Annotated in this window: 17 protein-coding genes; 11 read left to right on the top strand and 6 right to left on the bottom strand. The window is 66.6% G+C overall.

Annotated features, from left to right (window positions below; all coding sequences use genetic code 11):
• Window positions 1-247: 247 nt before the first annotated feature.
• The 5 genes from ABD366_RS43690 (at window position 248) to ABD366_RS36815 (ending at window position 7683) form a co-directional block, all read left to right on the top strand.
• Window positions 248-721 carry an IS110 family transposase gene (locus ABD366_RS43690; protein WP_411293750.1) on the top strand — a complete coding sequence of 158 codons (474 nt, stop codon included), beginning with the start codon at window positions 248-250 and terminating at the stop codon, window positions 719-721.
• A gap of 1243 nt (window positions 722-1964) precedes the next feature.
• A complete protein-coding gene (locus tag ABD366_RS36830; RefSeq protein WP_324770623.1) occupies window positions 1965-2903 on the top strand; it encodes a ParA family protein in 939 nt (312 codons plus the stop codon).
• Window positions 2904-3411: 508 nt separating this feature from the next.
• The gene (locus tag ABD366_RS36825) at window positions 3412-3960 is read left to right on the top strand and encodes a hypothetical protein (RefSeq protein WP_324770625.1); all 549 of its coding nucleotides are present in this window, start codon (window positions 3412-3414) and stop codon (window positions 3958-3960) included.
• 508 nt (window positions 3961-4468) lie between these two features.
• Window positions 4469-4981: a hypothetical protein gene (locus tag ABD366_RS36820; protein ID WP_324770627.1), complete on the top strand. Its 513-nt coding sequence runs from the start codon at window positions 4469-4471 to the stop codon at window positions 4979-4981.
• A gap of 365 nt (window positions 4982-5346) precedes the next feature.
• A complete protein-coding gene (locus ABD366_RS36815) occupies window positions 5347-7683 on the top strand; it encodes a hypothetical protein (RefSeq protein WP_324770629.1) in 2337 nt (778 codons plus the stop codon).
• Between the two features lie 276 nt (window positions 7684-7959).
• Here the strand turns inward: ABD366_RS36815 and ABD366_RS43685 are convergent, their stop codons facing one another.
• The 4 genes from ABD366_RS43685 to ABD366_RS36800 all read right to left on the bottom strand — a co-directional run bounded on the left by ABD366_RS43685 (window position 7960) and on the right by ABD366_RS36800 (window position 12616).
• Entirely contained in the window at window positions 7960-8283 is a 324-nt protein-coding gene (locus ABD366_RS43685; RefSeq protein ID WP_411293751.1) for a helix-turn-helix domain-containing protein, read from the bottom strand.
• A 676-nt stretch (window positions 8284-8959) separates the two neighbouring features.
• Window positions 8960-11251, bottom strand: coding sequence for an FtsX-like permease family protein (locus ABD366_RS36810; protein WP_324770630.1), 2292 nt, complete (start codon window positions 11249-11251; stop codon window positions 8960-8962).
• Window positions 11252-11327: 76 nt separating this feature from the next.
• Window positions 11328-12104, bottom strand: coding sequence for an ABC transporter ATP-binding protein (locus ABD366_RS36805; protein WP_324770632.1), 777 nt, complete (start codon window positions 12102-12104; stop codon window positions 11328-11330).
• The gene (locus tag ABD366_RS36800; RefSeq protein ID WP_324770633.1) at window positions 12101-12616 is read right to left on the bottom strand and encodes a PadR family transcriptional regulator; all 516 of its coding nucleotides are present in this window, start codon (window positions 12614-12616) and stop codon (window positions 12101-12103) included. Before ABD366_RS36800 ends, ABD366_RS36805 begins: the two co-directional genes overlap by 4 nt.
• A 163-nt stretch (window positions 12617-12779) precedes the next feature.
• Here ABD366_RS36800 and ABD366_RS36795 point away from each other — a divergent pair, with 163 nt between their 5' ends.
• From ABD366_RS36795 to ABD366_RS36770, 6 genes are all read left to right on the top strand, one after another.
• Window positions 12780-14051, top strand: a complete 1272-nt coding sequence (locus ABD366_RS36795; RefSeq protein WP_324770634.1) for an ABC transporter substrate-binding protein — start codon at window positions 12780-12782, stop codon at window positions 14049-14051.
• Window positions 14052-14285: 234 nt separating this feature from the next.
• Window positions 14286-15908: a glycoside hydrolase family 13 protein gene (locus ABD366_RS36790; protein WP_324770669.1), complete on the top strand. Its 1623-nt coding sequence runs from the start codon at window positions 14286-14288 to the stop codon at window positions 15906-15908.
• Between the two features lie 68 nt (window positions 15909-15976).
• Window positions 15977-17305, top strand: a complete 1329-nt coding sequence (locus ABD366_RS36785; protein WP_324770636.1) for an ABC transporter substrate-binding protein — start codon at window positions 15977-15979, stop codon at window positions 17303-17305.
• 5 nt (window positions 17306-17310) lie between these two features.
• Entirely contained in the window at window positions 17311-18675 is a 1365-nt protein-coding gene (locus ABD366_RS36780) for an ABC transporter permease subunit (protein ID WP_324770637.1), read from the top strand.
• Entirely contained in the window at window positions 18672-19511 is an 840-nt protein-coding gene (locus ABD366_RS36775; protein ID WP_324770638.1) for a carbohydrate ABC transporter permease, read from the top strand. The genes ABD366_RS36780 and ABD366_RS36775 overlap by 4 nt, the downstream gene beginning before the upstream one ends.
• Before the next feature lie 609 nt (window positions 19512-20120).
• The gene (locus ABD366_RS36770; RefSeq protein ID WP_324770639.1) at window positions 20121-23123 is read left to right on the top strand and encodes a lantibiotic dehydratase; all 3003 of its coding nucleotides are present in this window, start codon (window positions 20121-20123) and stop codon (window positions 23121-23123) included.
• Between the two features lie 615 nt (window positions 23124-23738).
• Here the strand turns inward: ABD366_RS36770 and ABD366_RS36765 are convergent.
• Together ABD366_RS36765 and ABD366_RS36760 are read right to left on the bottom strand one after the other, a co-directional pair.
• Window positions 23739-24458, bottom strand: coding sequence for a hypothetical protein (locus tag ABD366_RS36765; protein WP_324770640.1), 720 nt, complete (start codon window positions 24456-24458; stop codon window positions 23739-23741).
• A gap of 871 nt (window positions 24459-25329) precedes the next feature.
• On the bottom strand, window positions 25330-25698 hold the full coding sequence (locus tag ABD366_RS36760; protein ID WP_324770641.1) for a hypothetical protein: 369 nt from the start codon (window positions 25696-25698) through the stop codon (window positions 25330-25332).
• Window positions 25699-26241: the final 543 nt, after the last annotated feature.

Here is a 26241-nt window from a genome sequence, read left to right as displayed (position 1 = left end):
TACCTTTCGAGGTGGGTCCGCACCGGTCCTTCGTACGATCGGAGGGCCCAGGGGTTTCGGGTATGGCTGAGAACCCGTCGCCGATTGATGGCCTCGCAGACTTAACCGCCCGGAGCCCCGTGACGGTCTGAACTGCTGCATTGGGATACGCGACTTGATCGCTTGGTAGGACTACGCCGGTGAGACCGTCCGTGGCACCTGAACACGATGAGCGGACGGGGTGGCCATGTTATAGATCTGGTCCGGAGTGGACATCAGCAAGGAGCATCACCACTGCGTGGTTGTGGACGCGCACGGGAGCCGCCTGCCGCCCAGCGCGTGCGCAACAACGAGGCCGAGCTGCGGGAGCTGCTCCAGGACGTGCTCGCGCTCGCTGGCCAGGAGAAAATGCGTGGGCGTGGATACCGTCCATAGCTGCGCGGCCCTATTGATCGGGCTACTGCTCGCCCAAGACCAGCCGATGGCCTACCTCACAGCTCTGGCTATCCATCACGCCTCGGCCGGCTGCCGCGACCGGGGCAAGACGGATGCCCGGGATGCAACGCATACAGCAGTCTCATCATCACAATCACAGGCACACAACATGCCTCTGACCTGCGATAGTTTCGATAGAAGTATCGATGCTAGTGTCGCATGCAGTCCAGAATGTAGTGTGCTAGACAGTTCGCCTTCTAAACCTCATCAGACAATTGATACCAGTGCGTTCTTTAGTGCTCTATAGAATCGCGATGCTAGTACTGTTATGAGGCTCGATAAGAGTCTGCATGCCAGTACCGATCTAAGTTCACTACAAAGTACATATGCCAGGCCTTTACTATCGATCGATGAAGCGATCGATCGATCTACGGTGGGACATATGGATAAATTGATCGATCGACAGTCTGATCGACCGTACGTCTCAGTGATTCCCAGCACTATGTTTTGTGCGTGCGAGCATGTGATCGACTTACCTACCGTCTTGCGGATTTATGCGGAGATTCATCGACGCACTCTCGCTAAGACGTACCTACGTAAGGACGCTCGTACGTTTGATGAGAACTATCGTCGTTTCAGCCGTCCGATCGACCTATCAGTCAACGCATCCTGTGATGCCGAGTCAGTTGGTTCCACGCATGTTGTGTCACTTGCAATGACGTAACACCATTCAGGGCAATCGTTCGACCAACGGACGCTTCGACTCCCTTTGCCACTTCCAGACCGCGTCTCTTGATGACCGATGCTTCGAACGGCCTACTCATGACTCGTCAGACCGACACACGTACCTCGTTAACGCTGGACTTCTACTGCCATCGCCCTTGCCATGGGCTGACGGCGTCTCGGTCACATACGCCGATCCACCAAGCTAGCCCGCGAGCTACCGGAGCTTCGATCCCTCGTACGAACAACAAACCATCTCGTACATCCACGCCGACTTCACCTGACGCTGAGGTCGAACCACGTAGTCCCTGGGCGACGGGCCGCCTGATCCGTCTGTCTGTACAACGAACCTCGTCGGTCCCATTGCGACGATCACGAGCTGATCCACCACCCACCAGACGAGCAGATCCTGTCTTACCGCGGCAGCAAGATCGAACGTTCCCACAGGCCAAGACACGCCCGCACGGCTACCTGATCACACGACAGGCCGAAGCGCTCTCTACGTCCCCTACACAGCCCGCTCCGCCCCCGCGATGGAACGTGCGCCCCAACTAAAGCCGGTCTGCCGGACCTTGACCGCGGATACCTGGGTGAGCTCGACCAAATCTCGCTGATGCTGCCCGCGCCATATGGCGGGACTTTCACATCCGCATCAAGCAAGGCCGCGTGGTCCCCCCCTGACTAGGGGGCAGAGCTGCTACAGTCGCGCGAGTAATGCCCCTCACAGGGACATAAGTTGCCGGGGTTGCGAAGCCGCGAATAGCGTCACTCTTCGACGTGGCTGCAGAGACGCCCCGTCGTGCCGTCGTACAGGAAGTGAGCAGCTCGTGGACAAGTTGGCCGTAGTCAGCCAAAAGGGCGGCCCAGGTAAGACAACCACGACCGTCAACCTTGCTGCCGGCATGGCCCTCGCGGGCTTCAGGGTGCTCGTGGCAGATATTGAACCGCAGGCCCAAGCAGGGGCTGCCCTTGGCGTGCGGCTGGGGGAGGCAGAACTCGAGAAGTCGCTGGGCCTCAAGCTCCAGACCGCGGCACAAGGCGTACGTACATCCCTGCGCGAAAGCATCATTCCCCGCAGCGACCTGCTTACTCAGAGGAAGAGCAAGGGCAAGCTCGACTTGCTGGCGTCGGAACAGGCCACGATGGCCAACGCGCAGCACCTCCTCCACTCCGCCGGGGTGTCGAAGATTCACGTGTTGCGCGATCTGCTCACAGAGCTTGAGGACGACTACGACTTCGCTGTCTTCGATACGCCCCCCGCAGTGCAGTCCCTGAACGGCGTGGCGCTCGCCGCTTCGGACTTCGCTCTGACTCTCTGCGCGCCGAAGGGCGCGACGATCGAGGGCGCCGTGGCCATGATGTCCACAGTTCAACACGTTGTGACGCACACGAACGGCGCTTCTGATCCCCAGTACCTTGGGGCTCTGCTCAACATGGCACATCCAATGTCCGAGTGGACGAACGAAGAGGTGGATGTTCGCAATCAGATGGTGGACTCCGCCCTGCTGCCGTTCGTCACAGAGATCCGTGAGGACTCGCGTATCTCGGGCAGCTACCAGAAGGGCATTCCCGCCGTCATCGGCTACGCCCGTGCAGCCTGTGGCAAGCAGTACGCCAAGCTCCTCCAGGAAGTCCTTGGACGGATGGACTCCCCGCTGAACGAGTGGGACATCGCGTTGAGCGCCGACGAGCAGTTGGATGCGGCGGAGGCGGCCGCCGCGGCGAAGCTGCCCAACCAGCAGCTGACGGAGGCAAGCCGTGTCTGACAGCAAGGCCAAGGCCTCCGATGATCCTGCAGGTGACTTCGCGCAGGTAACCAGGCGGCGTCGGCCACGCGGCTCCGGGAACCGTGAGGCGAATGCGGCACGTTTGCAGGCCATCGGGACTTCTGTTGCCGGGAGTTCTTTCATCGGCACACCCGCTCCTGAGGCCGGCGAGTCCGCTCCGGGGGAGTCCGCTTCTGGTTCCTCCGCCCCTGCCGTGATCGTGGCGGAGCCTGCCTCGTCTGCTCCGGAACCGGCTGAAATCCTTGCGCCAACTGCGCCTGACGCTGACCAACCGGCGGGAGCAGGGGAGGCCCGAGCCTCTGCGCCGCCTGGGCCACCGAAAGTCGCGGATCACAGCCCGGTATCGCCTGATGGCAGTCAGGGAGCCGAGACCGCTAATACTCCGAGAGCTGGAGACGCGTCACCTGAGACGGCAGCGTCAGAGCCGCTTCCATCGGCTGCCTCCCACGACAGCGTTGAAGCAGATTGGGTCACGCCCTCTGCCCCAGTGTCGGCCGGTCCCAGCCGGCGTCCAAAGACGCAAAAGCCGAAGCCGGAGCGGAAAGAGCGGGGTGGCGCAGCTGACGGTGACGCTCCGCAGTACGGCGAGTATCAGAAACAGGTCTGGGACAGCTTCCGCGACTCGCGCGTACGGTCGCGCGTCTGGAAGCAACACGGGGTCAACCTCATTCCCGAGGTCTGGGACGGTTTGGCTGAACGAGTGAAGCAGGACAGGAGGTCCTCCGGCGAAACTGAGCTCGCACGGCCTGCTTACATCGACGCGGTCATCAGAAGTGCGCCAGAGAGTGCCGACGAGCTAGTCGAGCTGGTCGACATGATCAACGAGGAGTTGCTGGGAGTGCCTGCGGGCGATCGCACATCGGTGAGTATGAGCCCGGAGGCCCGCGCCAAGTTCAAGCAGCTGCTCGAAGTTCTCACGGAGGCACGCTTGGGGCGTAAGGGTAAGGACCTGATGACCGCGCTCACTGTGCGGATGCTCCGAAAGCTCGAAGCGGAGGGGCCCATGCCAAAACCCAAGCGGCAACGCCTGCTCTGACCACACGTCAGAACCGCCCGCCTTCGCAGTAATTGCAGGGGTCGTACACCACTTGGTGTACGACCCCTGCTGTGTTTCGCGACACGCCCGAAGCCTGGGCCGATTTTCTGACTGGTTGTATGCCCGAGCGACCCGGTCCAACGGGAGCCGGTAGCTACGGAGAGACGACACAAGCGCCGGTACTGAGACCTTCTTCCCGCGCGGAGCGCGGTCCTGTTTGCCGTCGAAATGACGAGGACCCTCGCCCATGCGTCCTCAACAAACGGCCTTCTACAGGCCATTGACCTGCATTTATGATCGATAGCAGTGTCGATGATAGTTCGGTTCGAAACCGGGCTCATCGATCGATCGAACGATCGATGGGTCGATGGCTCACTCCTAGTTTTGACGCACTCTCAGCTCCCGACATCTTTCAACGGCCCGATCTATTCCCCTGTGAGGGGAACAACTTCGGTACTTGAGATAGAGTGATCCGGTCACACCGAGTCATGAGTAAGCAGGAGCCTGCATGCCGTCAGCGAGGCGCACCCTCACCGCTAATGCCGTTGCCAACGCGGCCGGGGTGGACAGCAACTGGGTCTACCGCGCCGTCGAGAACGGGATCCTTCCCGCGACGCATTTCGAAGCGGACATCATCGTCATCAAGCTCCACCGGCTGCTGTCTGGCATCACGTGGCCCGACAAGCCGCGACAGCGTTCGCGTAAGCACGCTGTGGACACATGGCAGCTAACTGCTCTTAACGCCGCTCGTGACGCAGTGACAGATCCGTTTACGACTGCGGAGACGACGCTCTGGGTGACACAAAATCAGGTTCTCGTCGCCAACACTCGATTGGAGCGGGCTGCACTCGAGGCTACAGACACACACGGCACGAGCGCGGCGCCCCTCGATGGCCAGCTGGCCTTCCGCTTCCCCATCGGCAGATGGATTGACGATCTGCCCTCGGTCCTCGCCCAGACTCCGACACGAGAACCTCGGCGCAAAAAACCAGCAGTTCAACGCAGTCCAGACAGGGCGTAGTCCCCAGCGCCCTGCCCGAAACCCCCGCTCTAGAACGTCGAGGAGGTAAGAGCTGATCCAGACCTAACTGAAACCGCACCGGCCGACGCCCCTACTTCCCCAAGCAGTCCGTCGGCGGCAATGCCTTCGTCCCCTCATACCTCCTCGACTAGGAGCAGATCATAGCCACCAGTCAGAGGACTGGCTCCGTTGTGCCCACTGCACGTGCGCCGCATCACACGCCAGTAGCCTCTCCAGCGCACCAAATGTCATCAAATCCGGCTTTCGTTCCCCCATCACATGCCAGTATCGCGCACGGCACTGTCGTACTCGCGGATGAGCCCTTGGTTCTTCTCCCTCAGATGCGGGTCGCTCTGGAGGCTGCCGTGCGCCAGCTCCTCAACGATCCGCGCCTGAACGATCCCCGGCTGAAAGGGAGCCGCGAGGCGGTACGCCTCGCAGTCGTGATTCTCCTGTGCAAGGCGCCGGCGAAGTCGGCAGCCGTCGAAGTCCAGTCCCGTGACTTCGCAGGTTGGCTTGGCTGTTCCCTCTCGTACTTCGCCCACACCGTTCGGTACTGGCTGGAGGAGACCGGACTCGCGACCATCACTCAGGTGCACGACAACTTCGGGTACATTGACAGGCTGCGCTTCGAACTGATGCCCCTTCGTGAAGCCCGTGCGGCTTGCGCCGCCAGCCCCCTCGCCGCGCTCGGCAAGCGCGAACTTGGCGTACTCCTGGCCACAGCCGAGGCCGTTACCTGCCCCGGGTGGTCGGCCCCCCGCAACAAGCCGGAGGCCGGACCAACCCTCCCGGGATTCATGGACTTCGAGAAGAAGAAGAAGGGATCGGCGTCCATCCGACTCGCGGTTCTTCTCCTCGTGCTGCGCTGCCGCAGGGATGGCAAGGTGCCCATGGTCGCAGGCAAGGTGAAAGCAGGCTTCTCCCGCGCGGATGCCACCCTCGCCAAAATCATGGGGTGGGACCTCAAAACCGCGGCCCGCGCTATTGAGCGAATGAACCGGGACGGTGTCCTTCTCCTGACGCAAGGAGCGAAGGGGGACCATCACGGACGCATGCGCATCGCAGCCGTTTCCGCCGCGTACACCCGCCTCCGTGGCCATGCCGTGGTCACGGAGGGCTTGGAGCTCTCACCTGCCCAGGAACCGGTTCAGAGCCGAACCGTGTGCGTCTCCTGTGCGGAACATACGCGTCCTGAGGACGAGTTCGTTCCGCAGGGCGAGGGATGGGCCCAGGAGACCTTCGACGATGCTCTTGGGGCGGAGGGGGCAACTGCATTCAGGAATCAGGAGTCTCTGGAAGCGCCTCGATCCCTTGAACCCCTTGGTGCACTTGGGACTGACGACGTATTGGGTCTGCGCGCAAGTGCAGACATCCACGCTGAGCACACACCGGTGGTTGATCTCTCTCGTTCTTCTACTGGTGCTCTTGATCGATTTTCCGGCTCTGCCGGTGGGGGTGCAGGACCACTGCGGGATGGCGCGCGCCTGGAGGAGCAGCATGTGCGATCCGTGATTTTGGGAGGGCCTGAGCGACGGCCTGGTACGGGGGTGGTCCCGCTTCGCGGGGAAAATCAGACTGGCAGATCTCAAGAGAACGGGAGTATGCGCCTGATCACTGCTGAAAGGCTGCCTGTTGACCTGCAGGTGGTGCTCGCACCGGTGGCTAGACTTTGGGCTCGTATCCCCCGGACCAGCACCATGCGCTGGCTGGCAGGCCGCGTCCGCGACGCCCTGACCGAAGTGGCCCACGTGGTGGGGCCGGACAAGGCACAGGTTGTCCTGGCCGAGCGTCTGAGTCGCCGTATGAGCGCGCAGGAAGCACCTGTGACCGATGTCGCCGGATGGCTCATCGGCCGGGGCCTGCCTCGCAACGCAGGCTGCTGGTCGCCACGGTGTGACGACGGCCTACGTATGGATGACAACCAATCTTGCGAGAGCTGTGCCACCCGACTAGCTGACCGACGGTACCGCTACCGGCAGGTGATGAGTGAAGTCACTGCATCCTCTCCACAGAAGCGAGCAGAAGTGGAGCGTCGCGTGCACGACGCCTATCGCAGAACTGCCGAGAACCACGCGATGCGGTGGGAGCACGAGCGCGGAGAAAAGGCTGAACGTGATGTGCTTGTCGCGCGTCGGCGGCATGAGGTCCAGAAGCAGAGGGCGGAAGCTCAGGCGCGGCCCTGCCAGTCATGCGGGCGAGTAGGGGTGGCGGGGGAGTGCTCGACCTGTCGGTCGGATCGGCTCACCGCATGTTCTGTGCGTGCGGCGGTCGATCTTGTGGTTGCTTTGCGCGCTGATCTGACGGACCTATCCGCTCTTGAGGAGCTGACTCGCACAGTTGAGGCGGATACATGGCGAGTGGTGCGCCAGCAACAGATTGTCGACGACGAAGGCAGCGCGGATGTCCGCCGGCATCTCGCCGATCAGGTCCTGTCCGAGCGGAGGGCCCGGGCGCTGGCCCGGCTGGTGCAGAGCGCACCGGCAGTGCGGGAGGGGCAGTTGGTATACCGAATGACCTTGAACCGCCCCGCTTTCCGCATCTCCCGTGAAGAACTCCTTTCGGCCGCGGAGCAGGAGGCTGAGCGGGCCCGGCAGAGGGTGGCCCGTGAACTGCTGGATGAGTTCCTCGCTGATCTCGCCCGAATCCGGTCTCGCGGCGCGTCCGCGACCGAGGGGACTCGCGTGGCGGCTGGGCGGTGAAGACCTCGTGTGACTCTCACCGGAAGGGGCCGGCATTGGCGGACAGGCGTTCGGCATCGAGCGTGCTACTGACCTTCTCGGCGGCGGCGGAGGACGCGTTCGAGGTGGTCGACGTCCGTGAAGGCGACATTAGCCAGGGGCCACGCCGCATCAGCGACCAGATATCCTCCACCAGGTTCAGGTCCGGGGCGTAGGAAGACAGGTGGACGACGGTGAGCCAGTCGTATTCGGTTGCCTACTTGCGCAGCCCGGCGGCCCCGACCAGCGCCGCCGCAGTCACTCCGCCCGCGGTTGCACGTTGTTCTTCCACAGCTGAAGCGCGTGCTTGTCGCGCTGCACAGCCCAACGGGCGAGCGACTGCCAAAACCACCCGTGCCGGTGCATCAGCCGCCCGACTGCCGCCGGCGAGACGTCCAGGGCGAACTGCCGCAAGATCAGTATGCGGATCTTCGCAGCGTCAAGCGCTGGACCTTCCAGCCGAGTTCGGCCGGGCCGTTGATTTTCCAGCTCGGCGAACCGGCCGTCGCTGAGTCTGCGCAGCTTCGGCGGCCATGCGGAGACCAGCGCGGCTATCCCGTCTCGGCGCCAAGCCCCCCGCACCGCCCCACTGACCGCTCACTCACCCTGCTGCGAGCAGACGTAAGTCCAATGCCCTGCCCCTGTTGGCCACCCTTCTCGGTCAGATGGCAGCGCCATTGATGGCGAGGGACTGTCAAGCGAGTCGCTTCTCCGAGCTATTTGTGTGCCCTGATCGTTCGGGCAGGGCTCCAGCTGGGCAGGACGAGTTGGCGCAGGAGGCGATGGCCTGCACGGCCGTACATCAGGCGATAGAAGTGCGGAATGGGCAGGTCAGCGCAGCGGGTCCGATTGCTGGTGCGGTTGGCCTCGGTGTCGATGTTGGTCGAGCCGCAGCCGTCGCAGGAGACCATCCGGAACGGCCCGGACCGCACTCCGGGCACCACCGGCTGGGCGGGGGCGGGCCGGCCAGGGTCTCGAACACGCGCGTCCTCGGCTCTGCACCCAGCCGTCTGCGCAGGTCACGTGCGCCAGACCGGTGGCAGGGCGCAACGACGCGTGGGTAAAGCGGCTCCCCAACGGCTGGAAGTATGGGCGGACTCCCTGACAACGCGGGCCTGACGGCCGCCCTCCCACCCGACACCGAACTCCTATGCCACCAGCGGTAATACGCTAACTACCCGGCCTTGGGAAAGCGCCCTTCTCTGACGTTTGCATACACACACGCACCTTCCATTCGCTACCCCTGCCGGAGACCAGCTCAGCCCACCATGCTCAGGGTGTCCGCGAAGCGGCGGCGGGCAGCCCGGGCCGCCGGCAGGACAGCGAGGGCGGCGGCGCCGAGCACGGCGGCCGCGCCGAAGAGCAGGAGGAAGACGGGCGAGGGACCCTGGGCGATTCCGGCGCCGGTGCCGCTCGACCTGCCCTGGGCGTCGATCAGCCAGTGCGCGAGCGGCACCCCGAGTGCCGTACCGACGACGACTGCGGCCAGCGCCGTGCACCCCGTGGCCGTCACCGTGATCGCGGTGATCTGCCGGGGGGTCAGCCCGATCGCCCTGAGGGCGGGCAGGTCCCGCTCGCCCTCGCGCAGGGTCCCGCCGATCGCGGTGAGCAGTTCGATGAGGCCGATCAGGGCTAGCACGGCGATCAGCGCCACGGCGACCCCGCGCAGCGGCGAGAGCCCGTCGGCCGGGTTCGGCACGACGTGCGCGCTGAGGTGCCCTTGCGTGGTCTTCGTCAGCTCGGCGGCCACCTGGTGCGGGTCGGCGCCGGGACGCAGCCGGAGCTGGTAGAGGGCCGTCGCGAGCTTCGGGTCATTCTCGCGGAGGGTGTCGAGGGAGGCGGAGATGGTTCGGCCGCCGTTCTCCGGCTCGATGTTGCGCCCCACGATGTGCAGGACCTGCGGCCGGGCGCCGACCGTCATCCGTACCCAGTCCCCGACGCGCACGTCCAACAGATCGAGCAGGCCCTGACCGGCCACCGCTTCGTCGGGGCCGCTTGGGGTACGGCCCTCGACCGGTGCGAACGGATAGGGATTCTCGTGGGTGCCGAGCCCGCGCAGCGCGATCGTGCCCGTTTGGCCCGGGACCAAGGCGGCCACCTCGACACCCGGATAGACACCGGCGACCTGGTCGCCGCCGTCCAGCAGGGCCCGTACGTCCGGGTCGGACAGGCTTCTGTCAGCGCGCACGGTGAGCGCGGTCGCCAGGCCGACCTGGTCGGGCTTGCTGTGGAAGCGGTCGATGGTCGTGCAGGCGCTCATGGCCACGACGATCAGCAGTAATGGCAGGGCCAGCCGGGCCACTGCTGTCAGCGAGCGCGGGCGGCGTGCGAACGCCTTGTGCCAGCCGAGGACCAACGCCGATGGCAGTCGCAGCCCGAGCGCTCCGCGTGCGAGGCCGGACAGTCGGCCGCCGAGAGGCGCTGCCGCCCGCAGACCCGGCACCGGTGGCACCTGTCCGGCACGCCAGGCCGCGAGCCCCGTTGTCGCGGCGATGAACAGCACCACGGCCGCCGGTACACCGAGGAGGGCCGCCGTGTGCCCCGGCAACCCCTGCCACACCCCGACCGCGTCGCCAAGGCGGCCTGGTGCCCGGCTGCCCCAGGCCTGCGTGAGGGCCGCGGCCAGTACGGCGCCCAGGAGTGCGAACGCCACGTGCTGGAGCAGGAAGATCCGTACCACCTGGCCCGGGGTGAAACCGATCGCCTTCAGCACCGAGATGTCCCGCAGGTGGCCGCGGACCCTGGTGCTGATCGCGCCGTGCACGGCGAGCGCGGCGGCGAGCAGGGCTGCCAGTCCGAACAGGCCGAGGACCTGGCCGAGCAGCCGGTTGCCGCCCTGCGCCTCGGAGCGTGCCTGTTGCCAGCTGGAGACGTCGGTGATCGCCTTGGCACCGAGCAGGGTGACGGCGCGCTGGACGGCGTAGTCCGTGTCGTCGGGGTCGGTCAGCCGCAGACCGGTCACCTGGCCGCCGCGCCCGTCGGTGTGCCGCACGGCGGAGGGGAGCGCCCACACGAGCCCCGGCCGCTCACCCGGGTTGTAGCGGGGCTCGGCACTGTCCGCGGTACCGAGGACGATCAGGGTCCGCGCGGTGCCGGGCACGTTCAGGGTGTCACCCGGCTGGACCCACAGCACGCGGGCGAGGCCGCTCTCCAGCACCACGCCGTCCGGCGTGCCCGGGTCGAGCCAGCGGCCCGAGGCGAGCAGCGGACGGCCGGTCGTGGGCCGGTCGACGGTGCCGCGCAGCTCGACGGAGGCGCGGGTGCCGCGTGACGCGAGGGTCGTGGCGGCGGTGGGGTATGGACCCGCGACCGACGTGACGCCGTCCAGCCCGGCGAGCCGGTCGGCGTCGGCCGACGGGCCGGTGCGGATCCACACGTGCGGGCCCTGCGACTGGGTGAAGACGCGCTGCCAGGGGTTGGTCGCATATTCGAAGAGCGTGGTGGCCAGCAGCAGGGAGATGACGATCCCGGCGGTGGCGAGCACGATGAACAGGGCCTCGCCCCGGTGGGAGCGCAGGTCGGCGTGCGCCCAGCGCAGGGCGGCCCGCACGTGACTCAGCCCCTCGGGCCGGGAGCGGCGGAGAGAGCCAAACGGACAGCTTGCGATACGGGCTCGTGCATGCCGCTCAGCCCTTCAGTTCCAGCACACCGGATATGCCCGTGCCGCGGGCGGGCGCGGTGTCCAGAGCCGCGTCGTCGGCGATGCGGCCGTCGAAGAAGCTGATCACCCGGTCTGCCGCGCTCGCGACCCGAGCGTCATGCGTCACCAGCACGATCGTCTGACCGCGCTGGTGAAATCGCGACAGCAGCCGGGTCACCTCGCGGGTGCCCCTGCTGTCGAGGCTGCCCGCGGGCTCGTCGGCAAGCAGCAGCGGCGGGTGGTTGACCAGGGCACGGGCCAGCGCGACGCGCTGCTGCTCGCCGCCGGACAGTTCGCCCGGCATGCTGCGCTCCTTGCCCTCCAGTCCCAGCTCGGCGAAGAGATGCTCCCGCTCGGTACGCGCCTTTCTGGTGGAGAGACCGGTGAGCAGGGCGGGCAGTTCGACGTTGTCGGCGACCGACAGGTTCGAGACCAGATTGAAGAACTGGAAGACGATGCCGATACGGCGTCGGCGTTCGGCCGCCCAACGGGCCTCGCTGTACGCGTCGGTGCGTTCGCCGTCCAGCCACAGGCTGCCGGAGTCCGGCCGCTGGAGCCCGCCGAGCAAGTGCAGCAGTGTCGACTTCCCGGCGCCGGAGGGGCCGGTGACGGCCACGAACTCGCCCTGTCGCACGGCGAGATCCACGCCCCGCACGGCATGCGCGGGCGTGCCTTCGCCGTAGTGCGTCTTGACCAGGCCCGTGGCTTGCAAAAGCGGGGCGTCCTGGGCGCACGGCTCGGGAACAGGGCGGCTGCGGCTCATTCCAGCTCCTCCAGTTCCTCTTGGCAGCGCTCCAGCCAGTCGAGGTCGGCCTGCAGGTGCAGCATGGCGCCCTCGATGAGCAGGTGGGAGATGCGGTTGTCCTGGCTTTCGGCCGCGGCGAGCTTCGACAGGTTGCGCATGGTGTTCAGGTATTCACGCCGTTGTCTGTTGATCAGGGCGATCTGGTCGGCCAGACCGGTCCGCGGGGCGAGGGCGAGCTTCATGAAGAACTCGTCCCGCACGCGCGGCTCTTCTGCCGCCTCCTCGTACCAGGCGCGCAGTGTCTTCTGACCAGCATCGGTGAGGTGGTAGATCTTCTTGTTGGGCCGGTTCGACTGTTCGACTTCTTCGCCCTCGATCAGTCCCGACTTCTCAAGGCGGCCGAGCGTCACGTAGATCTGGCCCACGTTCGGCTGAGGGTACGCGGAGCCCAGCAGTTGCTCAAGGTCCTGTTTGAGCTCGTAGCCGTGTGCCGGGCCACGCGCCAGCAGGGCCAGGAGAGGCAGCCGCACTCGTGCGTCCCCCTTCCTCTGCCGTAGGTCCTAGTAAGGTGCCGCAGGCCCGCGCGCCGGACCGATGTGCCGCAGCCTCTAGTATCGCCCATACCTAACGGGTATACATGGCCTCTGACTCCGGCCGTAGATGTCCGGCAGCCGGTGCAGCAGGGAGGTACCTATGCGGTGGATGCGTGCCGCGGGTAGGGGACTCCTGGTCGCGGCGGTGGTTCTGGCAGGCTGTGTCTCCTCGGGCACTCATTCCGAGGCGGCGCGCGCCGGTGGGCGGGGTGCGATCTCGCTGGCCACAGCCGGTGATCTCACCGGATATCTGGGGCCGCTGCTGGACCGCTGGAACCGCGCGCACCCCGGCGAGAAGGTGACTCTCGTCGAGCTGCCGGACTCCGCCGACGAGACCCGCGCGCAGATGACCACCGACCTGCGCGGCGGCCGGAGCCGTTTCGACGTTCTCAACATCGATGTCGCCTGGACCTCGGAGTTCGCCGCCGCCGGCTGGATTTCCCCACTGCCCGCAGGCCGCTTCCCGCTCGACGGCTTCCTGCCGCCCGTCGTGGACACCGCGACCTGGGGCGGGCAGCTGTACGCCGTCCCCTATGTCACCAACGCGGGTCTGCTCCTCTATCGCAAGGACATCCTCGACAAGGAGGGAGTCTCCCCGCCGCGCACCTGGTCCGAGCTGGCGGAGCAGGCGAGGACCATCGCACCGGAGTATGAAGTCGACGGCTACGCGGGCCAGTTCCTGCCGTACGAGGGGCTCACGGTGAACGCGGCCGAGGCGGTCTACTCGGCCGGCGGCACCATCCTCGGCGACGAGGGCGAACGCGTTACCGTCAATTCGGCGGCAGCCCGTGACGGCATCGGCTTCCTGGCTCGAGGGGTGCGCGAAGGCTGGATCCCGAAGAAGGCGCTGACGTACAAGGAGGAGGAGTCCAAACAGGCCTTCCAGGACGGCCGTCTCCTCTTCCTGCGCAACTGGCCGTACGCCTATGCCGGCGCCTCTGCCAAAGGCTCGCCCGTCGCCGGAAAGGTCGGCGTGGTGCCGCTGCCCGGGCCGGACGGGCCGGGCACGAGCGTGCTCGGCGGCTCGAACCTCGCGGTCAGCGCACATGCCCGGCATCCCGATTCCGCCGCCCGTCTCATCGCGTACCTGACCAGTGAGCGGATCCAGCGTCAGGTTCTCACCGAGGGTGCGCTGCCGCCGGTGCGGGCCGCGCTGTACAAGGACCCCGAGCTGATCAGGCGGTTCCCGTATCTGCCGACGCTTCGCGCGAGCGTCCTCGCGGCGGCGCCGCGCCCCAAGAGCCCGCGCTACGACCAGGTCAGCCTGGCCGTGCAGGCCGTCGTGTACGACGCGATGTCCGGCCGTCAGACGCCCGAGGACGCAGTGCGGCGGCTGGCGCTCGAGCTGGCGAACATCTCGCGCCGGGGCTGAGCCCCCTCCGCGTCTCCTCACTCTCTCCTCCCTGCGCCAGTCTTGAGCAATAGTAGTTACCTGTTAGGTAACCCCACCGGCCCGCCCTAGACCTTTGCCGGATGAAAAATGAGCATATAAAGACCACATCTCAGCTGCATGTGCGCTTACTCGTTGACACCTGTACGACTCACCTACTTAACATGCATGCATAACTAGAGGCACGCACAGACAGGTCAACGGGTGACGCTCAACATGCACCGCTGGTGGCGCGACGCAGTGATCTACCAGGTCTACGTCCGCAGCTTCCTGGACAGCACCGGTGACGGCATCGGCGATCTCGCCGGCGTACGGGCCGGACTGCCGTACCTCAAGAAACTGGGCGTCGACGGGATCTGGCTGAGCCCCTTCTACCCCTCGCCCCAACAGGACCACGGCTACGACGTGGCCGACTACTGCGACGTCGACCCGATCTTCGGCGACCTCGACGAGTTCGAGCGGCTCATGACAGACGCCCAGCGGCTCGGCATCAAGGTGCTCCTCGACATAGTCCCCAACCACTGCTCCGACGAACACCCGTGGTTCCAGCAGGCGCTCGCCGCCTCGCCCGGCAGCGAGGCCCGCGCCCGCTTCCACTTCGCCGACGGCAGAGGCAAGGACGGGGCGGAGCCGCCCAACAACTGGCACGCCATGTTCGGCGGCCCCGCCTGGAGCCGCGTCACCGAGCCGGACGGCACACCCGGCCAGTGGTACCTGCACATGTTCACACCCGCGCAGCCCGACCTGAACTGGCGCAACCCGGAGGTCGGCGCCCACTTCGACCACGCCCTGCGCTTCTGGCTCGACCGAGGAGTCGACGGCTTCCGTATCGATGTCGCCGCCGGCCTCTACAAGCACCCCGACCTGCCGGACTCGCCCGACCCGCTGGCCGACGCCCGCACCCGCGACTCGGTCAACCCGCTCGCCTGGAACCAGCCCGAGGTGCACGACGTCTGGCGGCAGTGGCGCTCGGTCTGCGAGGAGTACACCGCCCGCGACGGCCGGGAACGCCTTCTCGTCGGCGAAGTCTCCGTGCCATCCGCCCTCGAACACGCCAAATACGTACGCCACGACGAGCTGCACCAGGCCTTCTTCTTCGACCTGCTCAGCGCGCCCTGGAGCGCCGACGCCTTCCGCAAGGTCATATCGGAGGCCATGCAGGACATCGCCGGCACCGGATCGACAGTCACCTGGGTCCTCAACAACCACGACCAGGTCCGCACGGTCACCCGCTACGGCGAACTGGGCACCGAGGGCAGCGGCCTCGGCGCCGCCCGGGCTCGCGCCGCCGCACTGCTGATGCTGGCGCTGCCCGGAGCCGCGTACATCTACCAGGGCGAGGAGCTCGGCCTGCCCGAGGTCGTCGACCTGCCCGATGACGTGCTCACCGACCCGATCTTCCACCGCACCGGAAGCCGTGCCCGGATCCGTGACGGATGCCGGGTGCCGCTGCCCTGGTCGGGTCACGCCTCACCGTTCGGCTTCACCTCCGGAGAGAGCGGAAAGCCGTGGCTGCCGCAGCCGGACTGGTTCGCCGAGTACGCCACCGACCGCGCCCTCGCCGACACTCGCTCCTTCTGGCACCTCTACCGCGACGGACTCCAACTACGCGCCGGACTCCCCCAATTGGGTGAGGGCCCGCTGCGCTGGCTGGAGACCCCGCCCGGCGTCCTCGGCTTCGTCCGCGGCGACGGCCTGGTGTGCGCTGTCAACTTCGGTACGGCGCCCACACCCGCGCCGGTGTCCGGCACCCCCCTGCTGTCCAGCGGCCCCTGCGCGCCCGGTGTCCTGCCGGGTTCGACGGCCGCGTGGTGGATCAACGACAGCACCAACCCCTGACCAGCCATTTCGCACCCACGCCCCGGCCGGCCGCCCGGCACTTCCACCTCCTCGAAGGAACATCAACGATGATGCGACGACGCATGCCCATGTACATGAGCTGCACCGCCCTCGCACTGTCCCTCGGCGCCACCGCTTGCGGAGGCGGCGGCCCCGTCTCGGCGGGCGGCGGCGACAAGCCGCTCAGCGGCGAGACGATCAACGTGGCCGGTGTCTGGTCCGGCAGCGAACAGAAGAACTTCCAGAAGGTCCTGGACGCATTCAGCGAGAAGACCGGTGCGAAGACCCAGTTCACCTCCACCGGTGACAACGTCTCCACGGTCGTCGGCAGCAAGATCGAAGGAGGCAACGCCCCCGACGTCGTGATGGTTCCGCAGGTCGGTGTGCTCCAGCAGTTCGCGAAGGAAGGCTGGCTCGAGCCGCTGTCCGAGACCGCGCAGAAGTCCGTCGACGCCAACTACGCGAAGGTGTGGAAGGACTACGGCAGCGTCGACGGCCGCCTGTACGGTCTGTATTTCAAGGCCGCCCACAAGTCGACGGTCTGGTACAGCCCGGACGCCCTCGACGAGGCCGGTGTCCAGCCGCCGAAGACGTACGACGCGATGCTGGAAGCCGGACGGACCGTCTCCGAGTCGGGCCTCGCGGCCTTCTCCGTCGCCGGACAGGACGGCTGGACGCTCACCGACTGGTTCGAGAACGTCTACCTCTCGCAGGCCGGCACCGAGAAATACGACGCCCTCGCCGCCCACGAGATCAAGTGGACCGACCCGACCGTGGTCGACGCCCTCACCACCCTCGGCAAGCTCTTCAAGGACAAGCAGCTGATAGACGGCGGCCAGAAGGGCGCCCTGAACACCGACTTCCCCGGATCCGTCGAGAAGGTCTTCGGCCCCGAGCCGGTGGCGGGCATGGTCTACGAGGGCGACTTCGTGGCCGGCGTCGCCAAGGACCAGTTCGACAGGAAGATCGGCGAGGACACGGACTTCTTCCCCTTCCCCGCGGTCGGCGACGGCAAGGCACCCGTGGTCAGCGGCGGCGACGCCGCGGTCGTCCTCAAGGACGGCAAGAGCCGGGCGGCCGCCATGGAGTTCCTGGAGTACCTCGCGACCCCCGAGGCATCCGAGGTCTGGGCCGGGGCCGGCGGTTTCCTCTCCCCCAACAAGAAGCTCGACCTCGCCTCCTACGGTGATGACATCACCCGTGAGACCGCCAAGTCCCTTGTGGAAGCCGGTGACTCGGTCCGCTTCGACATGTCGGACCAGGCCCCGGCCTCGTTCGGCGGCACCAAGGGCACGGGCGAGTGGAAGCTCCTCCAGGACTTCCTGCGCGACCCGTCCAACCCCAAGGCGACCGCGGCAGCGCTGGAGAAGGCCGCCGCCAAGGCGTACCAGGACTGATCGCCATGACCACCACACTCATCGAAAAGGCGAACCCCGCACCCGTCGCGCAGGCCGATCAGGACCGCAAACGGCGCGCCCGGCGCCGGGCGCGGGTCGGCGCCCTCGCATTCGTCCTCCCCGCCTTGCTCCTGCTGGGCGCGCTCGTCGTCTACCCCGTGCTGTTCTCCATCGGCCGCAGCTTCTTCGACGCCTCCGGCGACCGGTTCGTCGGCGGCGACAACTACGCCGAGATGTTCCGCGACCCGGCCACGCTCAAGGCCGTCCGCAACACCGCGATCTGGGTCGTTGTCGCGCCCACCCTGCTCACCGGACTCGGCCTCGTACTCGCCGTGCTCGTCGAAAAGGTGCGCTGGGCGACGGCGTTCAAGCTCCTGCTGTTCATGCCGATGGCCGTCTCCTTCCTCGCCGCGGGCATCGTCTTCCGGCTCGCCTACGACGAGGACCCTGAGAAAGGCGTCTTGAACGCCGCAGTCGTCTCCGTGCACGACGCCTTCAAGAGTGCGTCGTCGTACCCGACCGCCCGGGCCCGCGAAGGCCAGGGCCTCACGAAGGGCGCCGACGGCTCCTACGGGACGACCGCGGCGGTGTCGCCCGGTGACACCGTCGGGCTCGGTCTGGTCGGCGTACGCGCCGAGGACCTTCCCCCGGACGCGCGGCCCGCCTACCCGGCAGCGACGCGCAAGGCCTCCGCTGACGAGCTGCGCGGCGTCGTCTACCTGGACTTCACTCGCGGCGGGGGAGGGAGGCAGGGCGAGGTCGACCGGGACGAGAACGGACTGCCGCAGATGAGCGTCGAGGCGGTGCGCGACGGGAAGACGGTCGCAAGCGCCACCACCGCGGCCGACGGCTCCTTCCGCTTCCAGGGGCTCGACGAAGGCTCGTACACCATGCGGCTGCCCGGGTCGAACTTCGCGCCGCCCTACGAGGGGATCTCCTGGCTGGGCCCCGCGCTCGTCACCCCCGCCATCATCGGCGCGTACCTGTGGATCTGGACCGGCTTCGCCATGGTGCTCATCGGCGCCGGCCTCGCCGCGCTGCCGCGGGACACGCTGGAGGCGGCCCGGATGGACGGCGCGAACGAATGGCAGATCTTCCGCCGGATCACCGTGCCGCTGCTCGCGCCCGTCCTCACCGTGGTCTTCGTGACCCTGGTCATCAACGTGATGAAGGTCTTCGACCTCGTCTACGTCATCGCACCGGGGCCGGTGCAGGAGGACGCCACCGTGCTCGCCACCCAGATGTGGCTGGTGTCCTTCGGAGGCGGCAACAACCAGGGGCTCGGCAGCGCGCTCGGAGTGCTGCTCCTGCTACTCGTCGTCCCCGCCATGGTCTTCAACGTCCGCCGCTTCCGAAGGAGTCAACGATGAACGCGCTCAGGCGAGGGCTCGGCAACGGCCTGGTCCAGGCGTTCCTGGTACTGATCGGCTTCATCTGGCTCACCCCGCTCGCCGGTCTCTTCCTGTCATCGCTGCGCTCCTCACAGGACACCGCCGGCGGGGGCTGGTGGACCGCACTTGCCAGCCCCCGTCAGCTGTCCTTCGACAACTACTCGGAGCTGCTCGGCAACTCGGGGATGACCCGGGCGTTCTGGAACACCGTGCTGATCTCGGTGCCGACCACGTTCCTCGTCGTCGTCATCGCCGCGCTCGCCGGGTACGCCTTCGCCTGGCTGGACTTCCCAGGACGGGACAACGTCTTCCTGTTGGTGGTCGCGCTGTTGGTGGTGCCCGTGCAGATCGGGCTGCTTCCGGTGGCCAAACTGTTCGGGCAGCTGGGGCTGTTCGGCACGATCCCCGGAGTGGTCCTCTTCCACGTGGCTTACGGGCTGCCGTTCGCGATCTTCCTGTTGCGCAACTACTTCGCGGAGATGCCGAAGGAGATGCTGGAGGCCGCGCGCATGGACGGGGGCGGGGAGTGGCGTATCTTCACGCGGCTCGTGCTGCCGGTAGGGCGGCCGGCTCTCGCGAGTCTCGCCATCTTCCAGTTCCTGTGGGTATGGAACGACATGCTGGTCGCGCTGTTGTTCGCCGACAGTTCGGCGCAGCCACTGACGGTCGAACTGCAGTCGCAGATCAGGCAGTTCGGGAGCAACATCGACGTGCTCGCACCTGGGGCGTTCCTGTCCCTGGTGGTGCCGGTGATCGTCTTCTTCGCCTTCCAACGCCACTTCGTCCAGGGTGTCATGGCGGGCTCGGTGAAGTGACCGCCGGTGGGGCAGGCGGACCGGCACACAACACGATCGAAACCGCTCGGAGCGGCTTTGCGGGCCAGGGCCTGGCAGACCTATGACCCAGGGGACCAAGCGGGTGCTGGTTCGGCGTCGATCAACCTGACTGAATGGACTCCATGGCAGAGGCCGAAGGGTGATCCTGGCAGGAAGAGCGCGGTCTCCACGAGGTTCCTCCACCTCGAACGGTGCGTCCCGCACCACCGTGACCGGTGATTTCCGCCAGCCTCATCCTCATGTTGGTCGACAACATGCCTGGCTCGCTCAGAGCGAGCGACATGCGGATTCCCACGTGGGGGTGGGCGTTCCGCAAGCCGCGTGCCATACGCGACAGGTTGTCGCGGATCCCGACCGAGAGGACGCATGATGAACAGCGAACAGATCGTCGACATGCTCGACATCGAAGTACAGGACGAGCCGCTGGAGGCCCAGGGGAACTCGCAGTCCGCCCGGTCCCTCAGCTCCAAGACCTGGTAAGGATTCCGGCCGGTAGCCGTCTTGCTGGGTGAGGGGGCTCGGCGCCCTCGCCCAGCAGGGCTTTCCACATCACCGCCGTCAGCACACCGCAGGACCAGGCAGACTCGCATGGACCCGACCTTCGTACACTCCGACCGTTTTCTCCTGCGCGCTGCTCTCCTGCCCAAGGAGAGCGCCGGACGCCTGATACGTGACGACGATCCCGTCGCCGCCCTGCTGGATTCCGGCGAGGGAGACGAGGATCTCGGTGTACTGCTGGAGGCTTTGAGGCTCTCCAGCCCGTCTCTCACCTCCGCCGTCGAACGCCTGCGCAGCGGTGTCTCCATGTCACCCGCTGACGAAGCACGCGTCGGGCGCTCTCTCCTGCGCTACGGCCTTCGCATCACGGGACGCCCGACGCCTTTCGGTCTCCTGGCCGGAGTGGCGATCGGTGAGGTGGTCGAAGTTCACCGGACCGTGAACGCGACACTGGGGGAACTGCCCCGCAAACGTGCGCTGCCCGACAGCCAGTGGCTGGGCATGAGGGCCAGCACCTGGGAGGCGGACCCCCAGGTTCTGGCCGAAGCCCGGGTCATCACGAACAACCTCTGCCGGCGGCAGGGCGGACGGGTCGTCATACCTCCGACGGGGGCCGCGGATCCTCCGAGGGTTAGGAGCATCCGTCGTACCGAACTCGTCGCGGAAGCGATGGAGCGAGCACGGCAGCCCGTGCGGTACACGGACCTCGTGGACGGTCTGACCGAGAGCTACCCCGCCCTTTCCCACCGCCAAGCAGGCCTACTGACGCAGCAGTTGGTGGCTCTCGGTGTGCTGCTCACCAACGTCCAGCCGGCCGCTGAGGACCCGGCGCCGTGGCGTGCCCTGGCCCGCAACCGGGCACTGACAGAAGACGCCCATGAGCTCGAGGCGGCATTCGCGGCATACGCGGAAACCCGCGTCGGCCAGGGCACGGGCGTCCTACGTGAGCTGCACCATCTGACGGAGAGCGGCACATCCGTCCAGACGGACGTGGCACTCGACGCCAGGCTGTGTCTGCCGAAACCCGTATTCGACGAGATCAGCAAAGCGGCTACAGCGCTCTGGCACCTCTTTCCCACCCGTGGCCCGCGGGAACTGGCGCTGCGTTCCTACCACGATGAGTTCCTGGAGCGTTACAGCATCGGCGAGACCGTGCCCGTAGCGCGTCTTCTCGACCCCGACACCGGTCTTGGCCCGCCGGCAGGGTACTCATGGCCGGCGGGCCATCGCGTCGGTTCATCCGGGGAGGAAGTCGACTCTGCCCGGTCAGCTCTGCTGCATCAGCTGCTTGTGGAGGCCTGGACCTCGGGGAAACACATCGACCTCACCGAGGCACAAGTCGCTCAGGTCGGTGCGCCGACCGGCGAGCCTCCCGCCTCGGCGGACGTCTACGCGCGGTTGATCGCTCCCTCGGTCGACGATCTCTCGGAAGGCAGCTTCCTCGTGGAGCTGTCTCCTGTGATCGGACCGTACGGCGGTGCGTCATGGGGACGGTTCACCGACCTGCTCGGCCAAGCGGACACGCTGTCCGATCTGCTGGGCACATCCCACGACAACTCCGATGCCCCCGTGCCGGTGCAAGTGTTCTCCGCCGCCGCCGACCGGAGCCTGTCCAACGTCTCCCGCACCCCTCGGGTCGTGCCGCACCAGTTGCGGACAGGGCTTTTCAGTGACACGGAAGCGGACGGAACCCTGGCACTGTCCGACATCGTGATCAGTGCGGACACACATGGCTTCCGCATCCACGACCTCGCATCGGGCCGGGAGATCCACCCGGTGGCTCCTCACATGACCAACAGGGAGAACCTTCCCAACATCACCCGATTTTTGCTGGAGGCCCCTCTCACGGAGGTAGTGCCCCTGCGGCCCTGGGACTGGGGTGCCATGGCCGATGCACCCTATCTGCCTTCCGTTCGCCTCGGACGGGTGATTCTCAGCCCGGCACGGTGGCGTCTCACCTCCTCCGACCTGGCCGACGGTTCACTCGACGACTGGATCGCACGCTGGCGGGTTCCGAGTCGTATCAGGTTGGTTCATCAGGACCAGCACCTGGCACTCGACCTCGATGCGTCGGCGCACCGAGATCTGCTCCGCAGAGCCGTGACGCCAGATTCTCCAGCAGTGGTGCAGGAGGATCTCGCACCCCACACCAGCTGGCTGCAGGGACCGCGCGGAAGTCACGAGGCGGAGATCGTCGTGCCGATCTTCCGGTCGGCACGGATGCCGGATCGTCGTCGTGCGGTTCCCCTGGCTCCCCCGCGGTCAGCCTTCTCAGCCCATACGCCGGGCGGCGACTGGATGTCCGCGGAGGTTCACTGTTCGCCGAGTGCCCAGAGGCACTTGCTCGTCGACCACCTCGGTCCGTGGCTGGACGCTCTCGACCCTGACCAGGTGGACAAGTGGTTCTTCATCCGATACCGGGACCACGGCACCGGACGCGAACATCTGCGCATCCGAGTCCACGGCGAGGGGACAACACTCAACAGTCACGTGCTTCCCGCGTTCCGGAACCACATCGAGGCGTCGCGCTCGGCGGGGCTCTGTGGGGACTTCTCGCTGCACCCCTACCGACCCGAGGTGGAACGCTACGGAGGCCCTCATTGCATTGCCCTGGCCGAACAAGTCTTCCACCGTGACAGTCGGATCGCCCTCAGCAAGCTGCACCAGGACACGGATCCCATCCTGGTCGCACCCGATCTCGTGAGCATGATCAACGCCTTCCACGAGGGTGACCAAGAGGCAACCCGTACCTGGGTCCTGTCCCAGATCCCCAAGGTCGAGACCACGCACAAACTGTTCGTCCGCCACCGGCGGGAAGCCCTCAGCCTGATCACGGACTCAGCCACACAGCCAGTAACCGAACTGGAGCGGGAATGGCGGGAGAGCCTGGGCGTATTCGGTGCTGCGGTTCGTGAGGCGGCCCGCGAACAGGCTTGGACAGATCCGGACGAAGTGCTCGCAGCGCTTCTTCACATGCACTGCAACCGGCGGCTGCGCCCCAGTGCCGAGCGCGAGGCAGAGGCGTACGCCGTCGCCCGTGGAGCTGTGCAGGCCCACGCGGACCGTTCGGTCGCGGCGGCGCGTGCTCGGTAACTTCCGTCGAACTCTCGTTGACAGCGACGACGGTCCGCGGCCGAAGGTCGATCAAGCGATGTGCCCGACGAGACGAATGGGCTCGGTCCGGGCAGGAGGAGCCGGGACCGCGGGCGGGGCATCGCCACCGACGTGCTCGGCCTCGACACGGCCCTGATCGATGCAGCGAACCGGGAGGTTGGCACTGCCGGCATACGCCAACCGCGGTGGGGGTCGGCAGGATCGGGCCGGCGGGACGGGCCCGTACCAAACGGTTGGGCTCCCACAGCTGCACCTGTCCACGGCCTGCCGGATCATGTGTCGGCGTCGGTGATGGTCTGAGCGAAGGCGCCCGGATCACCCCGGCACACCGTCCAGCCGGCCGGGCGGCACCTCGATCCGCTCAAAACCTGATGCGGGACCTCGAGGGCGGCCACCGACCAGGCCCGCCAGCGACATAGCGACCACCTCGGCCGACCGCAGCAGCGCCGAGACTTGTCGCTGACAGCCTCCGCCGACCCCTTTGCTTGCCGGCGAGCATGGCCCTGACCCAAGCGTGCCCGGTCGGCGCAGGCGCGAGTGCTGTTACCGCCGACACTGTTCTGGTGGCATGGCATGGCGGTGCCGTGACGGTCGTCATGCCCGGTCCTTGGTGAGTAGCTTCAGCACGACGCCGATCGGGACGTGGTCGTCAGGGGTAATGCGCAGCAAAGCGTGAGCGACAGCGAATCCCGGTCCGCCGGGGCGAGTGTCGCGGTCGGAGTGGAGCCAGGCTGCAACAGCGTTCGCGAGGTGGTGCTTGAACTGGGCCGGGGGACCGCCCAGCCGGTGGATCGCGTCGGCGGAAGCGGTGGACAGGACCGCTCCGGCGGTGCGGTCCTGATCCATCAGGGCGAAGTAGGCCTGCAGCTCGTTGCCCATCGCCGCGTACGGGTGGTCGGGGCCGTGTCGCGCGATGAGGCGCTGAGTGGCGCGGTGGGCCTCCTGCCGCGCTGCTCGCCAGTTACCCGCGCGGTGGGCAGCACGCATGGGACCTAGGAGACCGGAGTCCTGCGGGATGCCCTGGCTCCAGATCGGGTCGGTGGCCGCGGGGGCGGTGTCCGGTACCTGATGGGGGTGGAGTGTGCCGTCGGCAGCCATCTGGTACTGCTCGACGTGGCCGTCTGGGTGGCCGATGTTGAGGCGGATCAGTCTGTCCATATTGACGGCCACGGGGTGGAGAGGGCGGCAGACGCGCTCGATGAGGATCTCGAGCGGCTCGGGCCCCTCGTACAGAAGACCGTGGACATGGATACCACCGCCCGGAAGGATGATGATCGTCTCGTGGATGTCGGTGAGTGACTGGCTGAGTAGCACCGCAGTGTTCCTTGGGTCGTGGCGAGTTGGGCGGGCCGGCGGTCAGCAGGAGTTGACCAGGGCGCAGCGGTGGTCGGGGATCTCCGGCTCTCCTTGCAGCGGGAGGCGGTCGGCCTCTCGCTCTGTATGTCGTGGACCGACTCGGTCGAACCGGGGATGATGTCGGCCAGTTGCCGGGCTGGTGTGAGCAGTGGCCCGACCGCCGGTTCGCGGTCGAAGGAGCCGACGGTCTCGGGTGGACGCTCATCGGCAGGGTGCCGCTGACGGCCAGGACATGAGCGACGTGCCCACGTCCACCGGAGACCGCCTTCGGGCCGCGGGCAGTGACCGCAGGACCGGCTCCGTCGACGCGCTCCCGGTCGCCCGGTCGAGCTCTTCCGCACCGATGTGTGCGAGGTCACCGCGCAGGACGGCTGCACGCTTCCCCGTCTGCGGTCCGAGCCACACGATGACCTGGTCGACGAGCGCATCCGCACCTCGAACGCTTGCCCGCTGTCTTGCAGGGCCTGCTGCTCAGTGGCGTCCCAACCAGGTTCTCGGCCGACCTGTGCGGGTTCGACCGTCAGGTCGATGACCTCGGGGTCCGGATACGGGACCCGCTCGCCGCAGACGGCGTCTGCCAGATCTGTGACGGTGTCCGCGGTCAGGAGCGCTCCCTGCGCAATAGTGCCGGAAACTAGTCGCTCGCTGGGGTCCCTCGGGTACTCAAGCACTGCTTGGGCGACGTCGTCCATCGGGTCGCGAAGCGCGATCAACGGAGCCGAACCGTCTGCCGCCGCTCGGCACACAGGGGCATCGATCAGCGGCCTGCCAGCGCTTTGGGAGTTGGTGACACCACCCCACGGGCCAGCTGCTCCACGGGGGGAGGCAGTCATGCCGGATCCGGTGGGACATGGTCCTGTTGCGGAACATCAAGAGCCGTACCGGAGGAGGAGCCGTGCGGGATCCGAAGGTTGGAGGCTCCATTGCTGAGCCATGAGAAACCTAACGGTGGGGCGACCGTCAACACCGCTGTCCGATCCTCCACCGCAGGCCGGCCGGTGATCGGGTCGTGATACAGGTGGCCGAGTTCGTTGCGGAGCAGCGCACTGTAACGGATGTGACGGGTACCGCTGAGTGTCTTCCGGTCGATACTGATGTCTGAGTCGACGGGCACATCGGCGGGGTCGATGCCGTTGATGTGCAGCCACTCGGCCACTGCGCGGATGAGTCCAGGGGCGGTCTCTTGGGGCGTGGTCATGTCGCCTCCTCGGGCTAGGGGGGTCGGCCGACGACGGCATGATGGGCAGTCCGCAGCGGTTCAGCACCCTTGGGTTCGAATCGCGGACGAGTCACTACCCGTTTGCGGCCCTCGCGCGTGCTTGCGAGGAGCCGTGGCGTCTCTCGGACCGGTCGCGGATCGCTCACCGGCGCGCGCTGTTCGGGCTTGCTGCCCGAGGCGGAAGATGACTGCTCTGGCATCTTCCGGTCGGCCGGCGCACTGCGATCGCTAATCGTAAACAGACGACACTATCGGAATTCGACAGTAAAACACGCTGTATGCCGACCGATCGACTCGTTGCTCACCCTATAGACGGGTGGAGGCGTGCACGGCCCTACTCCAGAACCCTTGGCGAGTATACATCGATGCCCGGGACGCGAAAAAGGGACTCAAGGGACTCAAGGGACTCTCTTTGAGGATGATGTGAGGGCCCTTGGTGCAGACATTTATGAACAGGCCGGAATAGCTCAAGGCTGTCCGGCCCTTGCGCTCCCAATGTGGAGCGAATCGCCGGCACTCGTC

This window comes from Streptomyces kunmingensis (genome assembly GCF_039533535.1).
Classification (GTDB): domain Bacteria; phylum Actinomycetota; class Actinomycetes; order Streptomycetales; family Streptomycetaceae; genus Streptomyces; species Streptomyces kunmingensis.
The sequence above is the reverse complement of the archived record's forward strand: the minus strand, read 5'-3'. Positions and strand labels throughout refer to the sequence as shown.

Coding starts and splice junctions, on each gene's coding strand:
- ABD366_RS36820 (WP_324770627.1), top strand. CDS start 4,469: ATGCCGTCAGCGAGGCGCACCCTCACCGCTAATGCCGTTGCCAACGCG.
- ABD366_RS36805 (WP_324770632.1), bottom strand. CDS start 12,104: ATGAGCCGCAGCCGCCCTGTTCCCGAGCCGTGCGCCCAGGACGCCCCG.
- ABD366_RS36795 (WP_324770634.1), top strand. CDS start 12,780: ATGCGGTGGATGCGTGCCGCGGGTAGGGGACTCCTGGTCGCGGCGGTG.
- ABD366_RS36790 (WP_324770669.1), top strand. CDS start 14,286: ATGCACCGCTGGTGGCGCGACGCAGTGATCTACCAGGTCTACGTCCGC.
- ABD366_RS36785 (WP_324770636.1), top strand. CDS start 15,977: ATGATGCGACGACGCATGCCCATGTACATGAGCTGCACCGCCCTCGCA.
- ABD366_RS36780 (WP_324770637.1), top strand. CDS start 17,311: ATGACCACCACACTCATCGAAAAGGCGAACCCCGCACCCGTCGCGCAG.
- ABD366_RS36775 (WP_324770638.1), top strand. CDS start 18,672: ATGAACGCGCTCAGGCGAGGGCTCGGCAACGGCCTGGTCCAGGCGTTC.
- ABD366_RS36770 (WP_324770639.1), top strand. CDS start 20,121: ATGGACCCGACCTTCGTACACTCCGACCGTTTTCTCCTGCGCGCTGCT.
- ABD366_RS36760 (WP_324770641.1), bottom strand. CDS start 25,698: ATGACCACGCCCCAAGAGACCGCCCCTGGACTCATCCGCGCAGTGGCC.